General features: G+C 69.5%; 8 protein-coding genes. 1 reads left to right on the top strand and 7 read right to left on the bottom strand.

Annotation, left to right across the window (positions count from 1 at the left end; all coding sequences use genetic code 11):
• Positions 1 to 131: 131 nt before the first annotated feature.
• A complete protein-coding gene (locus tag ACIHA7_RS23690) occupies positions 132 to 3335 on the bottom strand; it encodes a (Fe-S)-binding protein (RefSeq protein ID WP_397293158.1) in 3204 nt (1067 codons plus the stop codon).
• Between the two features lie 454 nt (positions 3336 to 3789).
• On the opposite strand from ACIHA7_RS23690, the gene ACIHA7_RS23685 reads away from it, so the two are divergent.
• Positions 3790 to 4506, top strand: coding sequence for a hypothetical protein (locus tag ACIHA7_RS23685; RefSeq protein ID WP_397293157.1), 717 nt, complete (start codon positions 3790 to 3792; stop codon positions 4504 to 4506).
• A gap of 59 nt (positions 4507 to 4565) precedes the next feature.
• Here ACIHA7_RS23685 and ACIHA7_RS23680 read toward each other — a convergent pair whose 3' ends face one another.
• From ACIHA7_RS23680 to ACIHA7_RS23655, 6 genes are all read right to left on the bottom strand, one after another.
• Positions 4566 to 5453, bottom strand: coding sequence for an NRDE family protein (locus ACIHA7_RS23680; RefSeq protein WP_397293156.1), 888 nt, complete (start codon positions 5451 to 5453; stop codon positions 4566 to 4568).
• Between the two features lie 138 nt (positions 5454 to 5591).
• The gene (locus ACIHA7_RS23675) at positions 5592 to 6917 is read right to left on the bottom strand and encodes a S1 family peptidase (protein WP_397293155.1); all 1326 of its coding nucleotides are present in this window, start codon (positions 6915 to 6917) and stop codon (positions 5592 to 5594) included.
• Positions 6918 to 7027: 110 nt separating this feature from the next.
• Positions 7028 to 8386, bottom strand: coding sequence for a S1 family peptidase (locus ACIHA7_RS23670; protein WP_107653199.1), 1359 nt, complete (start codon positions 8384 to 8386; stop codon positions 7028 to 7030).
• A 166-nt stretch (positions 8387 to 8552) separates the two neighbouring features.
• Complete coding sequence (locus tag ACIHA7_RS23665) at positions 8553 to 9656, bottom strand: hypothetical protein (protein ID WP_397293154.1); 1104 nt, start codon at positions 9654 to 9656, stop codon at positions 8553 to 8555.
• A 48-nt stretch (positions 9657 to 9704) separates the two neighbouring features.
• Positions 9705 to 12302 carry a LuxR C-terminal-related transcriptional regulator gene (locus ACIHA7_RS23660; RefSeq protein ID WP_397293153.1) on the bottom strand — a complete coding sequence of 866 codons (2598 nt, stop codon included), beginning with the start codon at positions 12300 to 12302 and terminating at the stop codon, positions 9705 to 9707.
• The gene (locus tag ACIHA7_RS23655) at positions 12295 to 13995 is read right to left on the bottom strand and encodes an Hsp70 family protein (protein ID WP_397293152.1); all 1701 of its coding nucleotides are present in this window, start codon (positions 13993 to 13995) and stop codon (positions 12295 to 12297) included. The genes ACIHA7_RS23660 and ACIHA7_RS23655 overlap by 8 nt, the downstream gene beginning before the upstream one ends.
• Between the last annotated feature and the right edge of the window lie 66 nt (positions 13996 to 14061).

Here is a 14061-nt window from a genome sequence, read left to right as displayed (position 1 = left end):
GGAGGAGCGTAATAGTAGGACGTATTTTTTCAAAGTGGTTGCTTGGTCAAGTTTTACGGCGTCGGACACAGATCGACCCGGGTGCGACGTGCGGACCCGGGTCGATCGGAAGGACTATTCAGTTAGGGCGGTCAGTTCTTACGGCCGGGAGCCTTCGCGCCGGACTTGAATCCGAGGCCGCCCGGCTTGGCCGCCGGGGGAGCGACCGCAGGGGAACCGTTGCCGTTCGCGGCCTGCTCCGGCTCCGAAGCCGTTTCCGCCGCGGTGGATTCCGCCGAAGCCGTTTCCGCCGCAGTGGATTCCGCGGCAGGCTCGGTGGCGGGTGCTGGGGCCGTTTCCGCCGTTTCCGCCGTCGGCGCACCTGGTGCCTTGGCCCCGGGCCGCTTGAAGCCGGACTTCATGGCCAGCCCCTTGGCGGGCACCGTCGGCTTGGTTTCGGTGGGCTGCGAAACCGGTTCGGCAGCAGCACTTTCCGAAGCAGCACTGGTCGACGCGGGTTCCGCCGAAGCAGGCGCTGCCGGTGCCTTCGCTCCGGGCGCCTTCGCACCCGGTGCTTTGGCTCCCGGCGCCTTCGCAGCCCCCTTCATCCCCAGACCCTTGACGGGCTTGGGAGCGGGCGCCTCAGCCGCGGATTCCGTTGCGGAAGACTCTGCCGCAGGCGAGGACTCGGCGGCCGGAGCCGATGCGGCCTTGGCCCCGGGCGCCTTGGCAGCACCCTTCATGCCGAGCCCGCCCGGCTTCTTCCCCGGACCCTTCATGGCCAGACCCTTGACCGGTGCGGCCGGTGCCTCCGGAGTCGACTCCGCTTCGGTAGCCGGGGATTCCGCCTTGGCTCCGGGCGCCTTGGCGGCCCCCTTCATACCGAGACCACCACCGGGCGCCTTCGCCGGACCCTTCATGGCCAGACCGCCACCGCCGGGCGCCTTGGCCGGGCCCTTCATACCGAGCCCACCGCCGGGTGCCTTCGCCGGACCCTTCATCGCGAGTCCACCACCGGCCGGCGCCGCCTTCGCGGCCGCCGGTGTCTCGACCTCGGGCTCCGGCTCCGGCTCGGCGACCTCTTCGACCGCAGGAGCTTTCGGCTGCTGCACGACGGTGAGGTTCTCGGTGAGCTTCGCCGCGTCGACCCGGTCGATGGCGTCGAGCATCAGCTGCGCGACATCGACGACCTCGACTCCTTCACCCGCGCCCTTCTCCTGCGCGGCGGTGACGCCGTCGTTGAGCATGACGCGGCAGAACGGGCAGCCGGTCGCGATCTTGCCTGGCGTGCTGCCCGGGTTCGCAGCGAGGGTGTTCAAGCCCTCGTCGACCCGGTCGACGTTGATCCGCTTACCGAGTTGCTCTTCCATCCACATGCGCGCCCCACCGGCGCCACAGCACATGGAACGTTCGCCGTGGCGCGGCATCTCGACCAGCGTGGAGCCCGAGGCCTCCATCAGCTCGCGCGGTGCGTTGTAGACCTTGTTGTGCCTGCCCAGGTAGCAGGGGTCGTGGTAGGTGACGTTCTGCGACACCGAGGCGACCGGGATCAGCTGCTTCTGGCGCACCAAGCGATTCAGCAGCTGCGTGTGGTGCACCACCTCGTAGGAGCCACCCACCTGCGGGTACTCGTTGTTGAGCGCGTTGAAGCAGTGCGCACAGGTGACGACGATCTTCTTTTTCTTGTCCTCGACACCCTCGAACACCGAGTTCAGCGTCTCGATGTTCTGTGCGGCGAGCTGCTGGAACAGGAACTCGTTGCCAGCGCGCCGCGCCGAGTCGCCGGTGCAGGTCTCCTCCGCGCCGAGCACCATGAACTTCACGCCCGCGGTGGCGAGCAGCTCGGCGACCGCCTTGGTGGTCTTCTTGGCACGGTCCTCGTAGGCGCCGGCGCAACCCACCCAGAACAGGTAGTCGTAGCCGTCGAAGCTATCGGCGTCCTTGCCGAAAACCGGGATCTGGAAGTCGACCTCGTTGATCCAGTTGAGCCGATCCTTGGCGTTCTGCCCCCACGGGTTGCCCTTGTTCTCCAGGTTCTTGAACAGGCCCGCGAGCTCGGACGGGAACTCCGACTCGATGAGCACCTGGTAGCGGCGCATGTCGATGATGTGGTCGACGTGCTCGATGTCGACCGGGCACTGCTCGACGCAGGCGCCACAGGTGGTGCACGACCACAGCACCTCCGGGTCGATGATGCCGTTGGCCTCGAGGTCGCCGACCAGCGGACGCTCGGCCTCGGCCTTGGCGGCGTCGGAGATCTTCGCCAGCGCGGCCTCGTTCGGCTTACCCTCGGCGTCGACCAGGCCGACCTCGTCGCCGCCCATGTCCTTACGGCCGCCGGCCAGCAGGTAGGGCGCCTTCGCGTTGCCGTGGTCGCGCAGCGACATGATCAGCAGCTTGGGCGAGAGCGGCTTGCCGGTGTTCCAGGCGGGGCACTGCGACTGGCACCGACCGCATTCGGTGCAGGTGGTGAAGTCGAGCCAGCCCTTCCAGGAGAAGTCCTCGATCCGGCCGGCGCCGAAGGTGTCGTTGTCCGGGTCGGCGGTCTCCATGTCGACCGGCTGACCTTTGGACATCATCGGCTTCGCGGCACCGAGCGCGACGCCGCCGTCGTCTTCCCGCTTGAAGTAGATGTTGAAGAAGGCCGAGAACCGGTGCCACGCCACGCCCCAGGTGATGTTGCGGCCGACCAGGTAGAGGAAGGCCATGCCGGACATCAGCTTCACGAAGGCGAACAGCGCCACCATGGTGGTGTTGGCGGGCAGCAACTTGGCCACCTGCATGGTGAAGAAGTCGGTCGCGGGGTTCGCGTGGCCGTAGGCGGCGATCTTGCCCGCCTTCACGAAGATCATGCCGAGGCCCTCGATCAGCACGATCAGCTCGATCACGTACGCGGGACCCAGCTTCGAGCCGCTGAAGCGGGACAGCCGCTCGGGCAGTCGCGGATGATTCAGCTGGCGAATGACGATCAGCGTGCCGATGCCGAGCACCGTGCCGATGCCGAGGATCTCGTCCCACAGGTGGTAGATCGCCCAGTCGCCGATGATCGGCCAGTGGAAGGCGGGGTCGAAGGTCTGACCGTAGGCCTCGAACCACAGGATGGCGCCGCCCATGAAGCCGATCATCACCAGCCAGTGCGCCCAGCCGACGGTGCGGAACTTGGCCATCCTGGTGTGCGCGAGGAACTCGATGACCATCTGCTTGAAGCGCGGGAAGAACGGTCGCCAGCGATCCGGTGCGGGCTGTCCGATCATGATGGCGCGGACGATGTCCCGGACGCCGCCGATGAACGACGCCCAACACAAGAGGCTGAGCGTCGCCCCAATCGTGCCCAGCGTCACTGTCAGGGCATTCATGTCGCGACCTTTCTCTAGAGGCAACACGAGCGCGGGCGGTTCGGCACCACCCGATTGGCTCGTATCCTAACCGGCAGTAAGTTACCCACCGGTAACATATGCTACTTGTCGTACGATCTGCACCTGAGCTATGCCCCCTCTTGCTGGGGCTTGACTCAAAATTTACCTGTGATGAACGTCACACAAGGTTTGCCGATCCGACGGTGAGTTCAGGTGATCACCACCGTAAACGTCGAGGCCCCGGGCCTACTCGGTAAGGACAGGCTTAGTCCTCAAGTCGCGTAATGCATCTCGCTTCTCGGTCGTGCTTGGATTACGCTCACGACGTTCTGTCTGCTGTGCCTGTCTTCACACTGCTCGGGGAGGATCCGGGGCGACCGCCCGGATTTGATTGAAGAGCTCTCGCGTGCTGGGGATCGGCCGGTGGGCGACCTGATGATGGATTGGAAACTGAATGAACCTCCGCAGAACCACCGCGGGTGCCGCGTTGGTCATCGGCGCGATGACCATCGGACTCGGAACCGCGCATGCCGAGCCTGTCGCCGCTCCGGCCGAGCCCGGCATCAACTACTCCGTCAAGTTGGTGGACAAGACGGTTGTCGCGTCGCTCAAGGGGGGCACCTTCTCGTTGACCGAGGAGGACGGCGCGACCCCGGAAAGTCCGAAGACCCAGATCGCCAACATCAAGAACGAGACGGGCGCCACCGTTATCTCGTTCCCGCTCGAGTTCAACGTCGGCGGCGAGAACGTGCCGGTCAAGGCGGTCGCCAAGAAGGACGACACCGTCCTCGAGATCACCCCGGAGAAGCCTGCCGACCTGGTCGTCGGCGATAAGCCGCTCGGCGTGCAGACGGTCGCCAAGGACATCGCGTCCCCGATCGAGAACCAGCGGGCGCAGAACGAATTCGCCAGCAAGTTCGGCATCGCCACCGCTATCGGCGGCTTCGTCGGTACCGCCATCGGCGCCGTCGTCGGGTTCTTCGTCGGCCTGCCGCTCTTCGGCGTCGGCGGCCTGCTCGGCATCCCGGTGGGCGCGGGCATCGGTGGCATCCTCGGCACCATCGCCGTCGGTGGCCCGGCGCTGCTCGCCGCGGGCATCGAGCTGCTCAACACCATCCAGGCGCCGGAAGGCACCACCCAGTGGGCGGACAAGCCGCTTCCGCCGAAGTAGCATCCACTTTTCTGAACGGGCCCGATTCTCCTCGGAGAAGCGGGCCCGTTTCGGCGTTTTCAGGCGGGCAGGTCCAGCGTGCCGTCGAACGACACCTCGCCCCGGCGCCTGCCGAACCGCCCGAAAGACCGCTCCGCCATGACGAACGAGCCGTCCTCGCGCACCAGCAGCACGGTGCTCGCGCGGGTGCCGTGCACGCCGTCGGCGATGAACCGCGACGACAGCCGCCGCTCCAGCAGCTGCGGTACCCCGGTGTTGGGCAGCTCCGCGTCCGGGGCCTTGGCGCGATCGGCCAGTACCGTGAAGTAACGGTCCACGGCGCCGGGATCGGACTCCACCACCGCCCGCAGCTCGGTCACGCCGCACCGTACTTTGGGCCAGATGGGCTGTGGGGCGGTTAAATCCGGGTTACCCGGACTCAGCCCTGCCGAGCTCACGAACGTGCCGTTGGAGAGGCCGTGGAAGCCGGGCGCCAGTTCCCGTGGCGGTGCGGCGCTGCGGTTGGAGTGCCACCACAGCGATTCAAGATCGGACACCACCAGGTTGTAACCGTTGTAGTCGTCGGGCGCCCCCGCGACGTCGAGCACGTACTTCTCCGGGCCGGGGAGGTCGCCGCCGGGATGGCGGTCGGCGGCTCCCCGCAGGAAATCCATCAGCAGTGCGCCGCGCGACCGGGCATCGGCGCGTTCACCCTTCGGGTCGCGCACATTGGTCACCGTGGCGAAACGGTTGCGGCCCTTGTCCTCTCGGGTCAACCCGAGCCAGGTGCCCGGCGGGTCACCCGCTGCCGTGTTCTTCGCGCCTTGATCACGCCCGGCGAGCAGGCCGGGCACCTCCGGCCACCATCGCATGGACTCGGTCGCCCTGGAGTAGAACTCGTCGCGGTTGGCCGCGACGATCAAGCGATACTCCGGATGAGCCCGCCACCCGATCAACACCAGACACATGCTGTCCAGGATGCCGCACCGATGCCGGGCACAGCACCGCATCGGTGGCGCAAAGGGCCGCGCAAGGCCAGTGGAAACGTGCACAGGACAGCGAAAAGGCCGACAGCGCAACGCTGCCGGCCTTGACGATGGTGCGAACTAGTTGGTGCGAATCCGCAGCCCCGGGTTGTCCGAGAGCACCACGCTGACCGGCTGTGCGAACAGCTGCGGCGTGTTGCCGGTGAGCGCACCGATCAGGTTGGGGATCTCGCAGATCGGGTAGTCGGCGACCGACGAGGCGCTGGAGATGCCGAGGGCCAGCCTGCCGGTGACGATCGGGCCGCCGCTGTCGCCGGGCAGCGCGCAGATGTTGGCCGAGAAGGCCTGGGTGAGCTCACGCTCGCCGACCTGCACGGTCTGGTCGACCGCGTTCACCACGCCGCAGCTGAAGCCGGTTCGCGAACCGGACTTGCAGACCGGGGCGCCGACGACCGGGGTGGCCACGCCGTCGATGCGCACCGACGCGGCACCGGGCACCCGGACCTCGTTGTTGCCGAAGCGATCCCGCGACTGGTCGGCGATCCGGACGATCGAGTAGTCCTGCGAGCCGAGCACCGACTTCTCGAAGCGGCCGAGCTCGTTGCCGAGCCGGTTGCCGTTCAGCTCGTGCACCCGGGCGGCGTTGTCGTTGCCCGCCGACGGGATGTCCGGATTGCAGTGGCCCGCCGTGACATTCACGATGTTGCCGCTGCGGTCGGTGCCGTTGAAGCCGAGCGAGCAACGCAGCGAGAGCCGTCCGGCGACCGAGGCGTAGCCGTCGCCGCCCGCCAGCGCGCCGTTGGCCGCGCCTGCGATCTCGCTCGCCTCCAGCGTCGCCTGCTCGCCGGCCACCGGCGGAGCCATCACGATGACCCTGGCCGGGTCGATGAAGTTCGGCATCGGCAGGCCGGGCTTGTCGACGCGCACCGCGATGCTGTTGTTGACCGTGTCGATCACCACGCCACGCACGAGGGCCGACACCGCCTCGGGCTGTCCGTCGAGCCAGCGCTGGAACGCGGTCTTCTCACCGCGCAGCGCGGACTCGCTCTTGGCCACGTTGCGAACCTCGAAACCCGCTGACTGCGCGGCCGTTCGGGCCTCGTCGGCGCCGGGACCCTGGGCCAGTGCGACGACCGCCTTGCCGTTGTCGTCGAGCCACGAACCGGCGAAGACCGCCGGGTACTGCCGCTGTGCGGTGGTGGCGAACGCGGCGACCTGCTGGGCCACGTCGGCGCGGTGCAGGTACTCCTCCGGGGAGATCTTCAGATCGCGGGCGACCGCGGCAACCAGTTCGGCGGGCAGACCAGGGGCCGGATCGGGTTGCGCTGTCGCCACTGCCGCCGTCGGCCCGAACAGCAGTATCGCCGCCGAAGCGGCGATAACTGATTTTCGGACCCGGGTCTGTCGCGCAGCTGATCGGAGATGACCTATACGTGGCAGGAGCATGCCCAGACTATATGGGCTCCAGCGCGGTATGCCTACTTATAACGACGCTCTGGTTCGTTTGGTGGTCGCTTTTTTCCGGCATACCGATCGTCACCGCGTCCTGGCCTGCCTCACCCGGCGCTCGGCCGGGTCCGGACCGTGATGCCGCTGCCGAGTCCGCCGCCCGAGGAAGCGTCGATATCGGCCAGGATCGGCCGGATCGGGATGCCGAGACTCGCGGTGCCGCCGTACTGCGCCAGCGCGATATTGGCCTCGTTGCAGTCCGGTGCCTCGGCCGCGTTGGAGCCACTGGTGATGCCGAGCGCGAGGGTGCCGGACACGATCGCACCGCCGCTGTCGCCGCCGAGCGTGCAGGCCGAGCTGGCGAAGCCGCGCACGATCTTGCTCTCGCCCTCGGAGGTGTACAGCTGGGTCTCCACCCGATCGGCCACCACGAAGCCACACGTGAAGGTGGACGACTGCCCGGACTTGCACACCGGCGCGCCGGTGATCGGGTCGGCGGTGCCGGTGATGGCGATGGTGGTGCCGTTGGCGCCGCGCACCGTCGGCTGATCCATGCCGGCGCGGATCGCGCGGTCGTTCAGCTTGATCACCGAGTAGTCCAGCGCGCTCTGCCCGCCCAGCTTGGCCTGGACGAAGCTGCCGAGCTCCGGGCTGTTCGGGATGTCCTTGACGTTGGGGTAATAGACGGTGGCCTCTTGGGAGTCCTTGCCGATGTTCGGATCGCAGTGGCCCGCACTGATATTCAGCGCGTTGCCGGCCGCATCGGTGCTGTTGAAGCCGAACGAGCAGACGTCGACGCCCTTGAGCGAGGCGTCGTGCAGCGAGATCGGCGCGCTGATGTAGGTGTCGCCACCCATCGGCCGCCGCTCGACCGCGCCACCGCTGCCGGGGGAGAGGATGACCTTGATGTTGGCGATCAGGGTCGGCAGGTTCAGCAGGTGGCCCGCCGGGGTGTTGGCGACGTTGAGCACCAGCTGGCTGTTGAGGAAGTCGATGGCCACGGAGTTGATCGCGGTGGAGATCTCGCGCGGCAGGCTGGTGATCCACTGATTCAGTTGCACCAGTGAGCCTTCCAGGCCGTCCGCGGACACCGGGGCGAGCCGGGTCTGGTACCCGTCGGCCGCGGCGATCTTGGCGGCGTCGAGCGAGGTGACCGCGACGACGGGCTTGCCGTCGGTGCCGATCCAGGCGCCTGCGTAGGAGTCGGGGCGTTCCGAGCGGAAATCGCGGGCGTAGTCGCGCAGCTGCTGGGCGCGGGCCGCACGGTCCAGGTATTCGGTCGGGGTCATCTTCAGGTCGCGCGCGATCGCCTGCACGAGTTCCTGCGGCAGCGCGTCGGCGGTCAGCTGCGCGGGTGTCTCCGGGGCCGCCGCGGCGGTGGTCGTGCAGAGCAAGGGTGCGAGGAAAACGGTCGAAGCGAGGGCGACAGCTTTGACCGTGGCGCGGCGCGCCACCAACTTGCGCATGAAATCCCTTCGTCGGCACGCACGTGCCAGCTCAATCCGCGGCAACGGCCCTGGAATCCGTTGGCTCACAGTCGTCCTCCAGCAACAGACCGGGCGCCTGCAATTCATCCGACAACACCGGTCAGCGCATCACTTTAGGGCACAAACCGGGGAAGGGCTCTCTTAATCACCGACTGCCCGGTATCTCCAGGCCGGGGATCGACGGAATCTGCGGTAGGGGCTGGAAAGGCGGCGTGGTGGTGGTCGGCCGCGGACGGACCGTCGAGCTCGGTGTCGTCGTCGGCGGCTCGGTGGTGGTCGGCGGCGGCGGGGTGGTCGTTTCCGGCGGCGGAGGCGGCGTGGTGGTGACAACCGGCGGCTCGGTGGTCGTCGGCGTGACCGGCACGGTCGGGAAGTTGATCGGTGGTGCGGGCGGTGGTGTCGGGCTCACCGACACCTGATCGGACTTGGCGTCGCGCATCGGCGGCACCGGCGTCTCGCTGTCCTCCCGGAACAGCACCGCCATCGCGAAGCCGCCGAGCACCAGCCCGATCAGCGCCGCGGCGCCGATCAGCAGCGGCAGCTGCTTGCGATCCCTCGCGGGCTCGGCCTGCGGCGCGGGCGCGCTCGGCGTCGCGGTCTGCTCGGTGGCCACGGGTTCGGCCATCGGGATGGCCGCCGAGTACGCCTGGGGCGTGGGCTCGGAGGCGGGCACGGCCGGGATGACGACGGTGTCCACCGTCGAATTCTCGGCGTGCGTCGGATCCGGCGGGGTGCTGCCCGCCGGGGTGGAGAGCACCGCGGCCAGTGCAGCACGGGCGGCGTCGTAGGCGAACGTGCTGCCCGTGGCGTCGGTCTCGGCACCGGGCAGCTCGGCCTCGCTGACCAGCAGCACCGAGCGCAGGCCCAGGTAGTCCAGCGCGTCGCGCAGCGCTTGCACGTACTCGCGCGGCCAGTCACCGGGGTGGGTCGCGTAGAACTCGGCCGGACCGTTGAGGTGGTCGGCGGTCAGGTTGATCAGGCAGAACAACGCGGTGGCGACCAGGTCCTCGGCGCGATAGGCCTCGCCGTCGTCGACGGAGATCCCCGCCGGGTCACCGACGGCCAGCGCGAAGCCGGTGATCGCATGCGCGTTCTCGTCCGGTGGCGGTCCGCCGAGCGTGGCGTCACCGTCGTCGGACATGTACAGCAGCGACTCACGGACGATGAACAACGGTTCTTCGTCGCCGTCGGTGACGATCGCCGCCGTGCAGTCGTCCTCGGCGACGCGCAGGCCCACCCCTGTGGCCATCTCAATACCTCGCTTCGGCGTCCCGGCTGACGAATCCGTACTCGCTGGTCACACCAGCAGGGAGCCATGTCCCATGGCACGGAGCATCGACAATAGCTCCGATCGGGACCGAGCACCGATCCGGCGCCGAATACGGGCGACATGATGCTCCACCGTCTTGGCGGAAATGTACAGGCGGGCGCCGATCTCGCGGTAGGTCAGCCCGAGCAGGACCAGCTCGGCCACTTCCCGTTCGCGTTCACTGAGGATGGCCGCCTGCTCGCCGACGGCCGGGTCGGGGGCGGGCTTGCTGCCGGGCTGCGGCGTCGGGTTCGCAGGCCGGATCGGGTCCTGCGGCCTGGCGTCGGCGCGGACCGTGCGGGCCAGCTTGAGCAGCGCGGTCGCGGTCGGCCCGTCGGTGGCGGCGAGGGCGGCCTCGCTGGCCAGCCGGGCCGCGTCCCAGGTCATGCCGATCTCGCGCAGGCCGGCCACGGCCGCCTCGACCGGCGTCGCCGAGACCTGGCCGCGCAGCACCAGCACCCAGGTGCGGCCCGCGTCGGCGAGGACCGCGGCGTGCCGGTCGCCCGCTTCGGCCGCGGCCTTGAGTGGCCGAGCATGCGGGAGCAACTCCTGCGGGCTCTCGTGCAGGATCGCGGCCTGCACGCCGTACCAGTGGAAGGCGTTGGCCCAGGCGGGCGGTTCGTGCAACCGGCGAAGCAGGGCCAGCGCGGAGTCGACCAGGGGCGCGATGCGACCTTCGTCACGCAGTCGGATACCGGCCAGCCACAGTTCGCCGATCGGGAGCAGCGCGAGCAGGTCGGCCTCCACGTCGTCGAACATCAGGTAGGCCGCCTGCCAGGCCTTGGCCAGCGCGGCATGGTCGCCGGTGCGCCTGGCCAGGCCGACCGTGACACCGTGCGCGAGCAGCCGGTCGCGCACGTCGAGCGAGTCGTGATCGAGCGCGGCGACCGTGGCGGCCGCGGCGCGTTCGTCACCGCTCAGCATGGCCACCCACGCCGCGAGCACCTCGAGCTGATGGCAGCGCAGGCCGCTGGCCGTCGCGCGGCGTAGCGCGTCGCCTGCGCGGCGCGGCTCGCCCGTACCGAGGCAGAGCAGGGTCGCGATGGAAACCGCTGTGCAGGGCAGGAATCGGTCGACGCCGGAGTCCGCGTGTGCGGCCTGGACGAGCGCGGAGACCGCCGCGCCCGTGCCGTTCGCGGACAGCCTCGGCACAGCGGGGCTTTCGCCGGTGTCGCCGCGCCCGTTCAGTGAACCGGCGAGTGCGGTGGCGATCAGCCTGGCATGGGCGTTCGCCTCGGTCGGCGGCCACTGCGCGGCCGAGCCGGACATCTCCACCGCGCCGGCCTGGTCGCCCGCCAACGAAAGGACGGTCGCCGCGATGGCCCAGTCCGCGCCGACACGCTGCGCGCCAAGCCACGAATACAGTTGCGCCGCACGGGCGACCAGGCCGCGCCGGGTCAGCGCCGCGGCACAGATCCGCACCGCGTCGGCGAGGTCCGCGCCGGATACCCCGGAGCGGGCCAGCACCGGCTCGGCCAGGCGCATGGCCGTTTCGCCGTCGCCGTTGCGCCCTGCCGCCTCGGCCCAGCGCAGCGCGATGAGATCGGGGTCGGCACCGGTCGCGGCGGCCGCCGCGTAGTAGCGCACCGCCTCGCGACCCGCCTTTTCCGCTGCGGCGGAGAGGAATTCGGCCAGCCGCGGGTCGCGGACGCCGGACTCGGCAAGCAGCAGCGCGGTGTGGTCGCGCAACAGTCCAGCGTCGAGTCGCGCGCCGAGCAGCTTGCGCTGGACCGCGACGAACCGGCGGTCGCCGAGCAGCGTGCGCAGCGGCGCGACGGCCGGAGTGAGCAGCAGATCGGCATCGGTGACCAGGGCGCTGGCCCTGGCCCGATCGATGAGCTGCTGTGCAGCACCGGGTTCCACGCCGAGCACCTCGGTGAGCTCGCTGGCGTCCAGGCCCGCGCCGGTGGTCGCGACGACGAGGGTCTCCAGCAGATCCGGCGCCAGGTTGTCCAGCAGCGAACGCGCCCACGCGGCGACGGCGGCGTCGACCGCGCCGATGCCCGCGTCGAGCCGGGCCGAGCAGGCGGCGGTCAGCGCGGCGACCACCCCGCCGCGGATACCGTCGGTCTGCCGGTGGATGTGCTGGGACACCGGACGCGGCACCATCATGCCCAGTTCCCTGGCGAACGGGGCGATGTCGGCCACACCGAGCGCGCGCAGGTCGACCACTCGGCCGCGGCGGGCAACGGTGTCGGCCAGCGCGCGCAGGTGCGGGTCGTGCGGGCGCGGCTGGGCCGCGATCACTACTGTGCGCTGCCCGGATTCCACAGTGCCACGCAGGTATTCGAGGTCTGCCTGGCTCAGGGTGTGGGCATTGTCGACGATCAGTGCTTGGCGAAGTCCAGGCGGGGGAGCAGATCCGTTGCGGGAGCTGACGGTCGGCTCGGCACCGTGGGTCGCCAGCACGTCCTGGAGGGGGATGCCGCGGGCCCGTAGGCGGGTGCGTACCTCGTTGAGCAGGGTGGATTTACCGGTTTGCGAGCGACCCCGGATGAGATAGACGACCGGTTCGTGGTCGGCGGAGTCCAGTTCCCGGAGGATCTCGCGTGCGGACGGCAGGGTGTCGAACGCGATGTCAGCCACCGTTTCCTCCGAGGATCTCGCCGGGTGCGCGCAGCACGGTGCCGACGGTGTTGCCGACGGAATCGATGGGGTCCTTCAGCACGCCGGTCGGCAGGCTCGGTGCCTGCGGCGGGGGCTGCGGTGCGGGGTGGTTACCGGGCGCGGGTGCGGGCGCGGGTTGCGGGGCCGGTTGCGGCACACCGGGTGTCGCGGGCGGCGCGGCGGGCTGGTCGGCGGCGGGCTGACTGTCCACCACGGCCACCGTTGTCGCGGTCGGTGCACCGGGCTGTCCCGCATCGGTTTTCGGACGGACCGCGGTGGACGCAGCCGAGTCCGTCGCGGCGACCGGTGTATTGGGGCCGGCCGGATCGGTGGCCTGCCCGCCGGTGGTCGCGGCGATCTCCGCTGCCCGGGCCGGGGACGAGTGCTCGGTCGAGGCCGGGCTCGGGCCGGACTGGATGCCCGTGCCGATCGCGACGGTGCCGGTCGCCAGCAGGCCGATGACGACCGCGGCGCCGGCGACGATCGCGGCGCGCTGCTTGCCGCGCAGCCGTGGCTTGCGCGGTGCCTCGGCGACCGGCAGCGGCGAAACGGCCACTGCGGGCAGTTCTTTGGTGGTCGGCGCGGGTACTGCGATCGGCGCGCGATCGTCGGTGACGGCCGCCAGCTCGGCGGCCAGCGCGGCGGCACCGCGGGCACTGGTGTGCGCGGGCTGGGCAGCGGCGACCACCGGAAGGCCGAACTCGGTCGAAATCAGTTCGGCGACCAAGGGGATCGCGCCGCCTCCACCGGTGAGCAGGACGCGGCTGATGTCGCAGACGTCGAGCCCGGCGCGGTGCACCGCGTCGCGGATCAGGTCGATCGAGCTCAGCAGCGGACCGCGCAGCAGGTCCTCCAGTTCGCCGCGCACCAGACGCACGTTGCTGGTATGTGCGTCCGCCGGATTCAAGCGGGCTCGCACGACGGTCGCGGTATTTATCGAGAGATCTTCTTTCGCCGTTCTGCAGCGCTCGCGCAATGCCGCCAATTCCCGTTCCACCACCGGGTCGAACGGGTCGAAATCATTTGCCGCCGCAACGTTTGCCAGAACGTAGCGCAGGGTGAGTAGATCGAATTCCGCGCCGGCGATGTCGGTGGTACGCAGCGGTGTGCCGAGCAGGCTCGCGTGATCGCCGGTACGCACCACCGAGACCGTCAGACCGGTGGCGCCGAGGTCGTACACGATGACCGCGCCGTCGCCGAGCGGGCCCTGCGTTGCTTCGAGCCAGCGGACGGCGGCGGTGGGTTCGGGCACCAGGGTCACCTCGCGCAGCCCCGCCCGGTCGAGGGCGGCGCGCTGGATGTCGACCGTGTGCCGCGACCACCACGCCGGGTAGCACGCCACGGTGACGCCGGATTCGCGTGCGCCGGTGCCGATCTCGTCGATCATGGCGCCGACGGCGGCGGCGACGAGGTCGGCAGCGGAATGTGCGGTGCCGTCCTCGGCGAGGATGTCCACCGGATCGCCGACCCTGGCGAGGAAGCCCTCGAGCAGCACGTCGCTGGAGTGCCGTCCGGTGGTTCGCGCGGCGGCGCCGAAGGTGGGCGGTGCGTCGGCCACCAGGCGCAGCACGCTGGGATGCGTGCGCACGCCGTCGCCGTCATCGCCCGCTGCCGCCGCGGCGACCGAATTCGACGCCCCGACAGTGATGCCGAGCGCCAGACGCTGTGTCATTCGTGAACCCCGTTCGAAAACTCTGTGGTCCGGTGTCGTGCGAGCACCCCGATGCACCTGTTGTTT

It is taken from the genome of Nocardia sp. NPDC052316 (assembly GCF_044547795.1).
Taxonomy (GTDB): Bacteria; Actinomycetota; Actinomycetes; order Mycobacteriales; family Mycobacteriaceae; genus Nocardia.
Note: the sequence above shows the minus strand (reverse complement) of the source record. Positions and strands in the feature narration are given on the sequence as shown.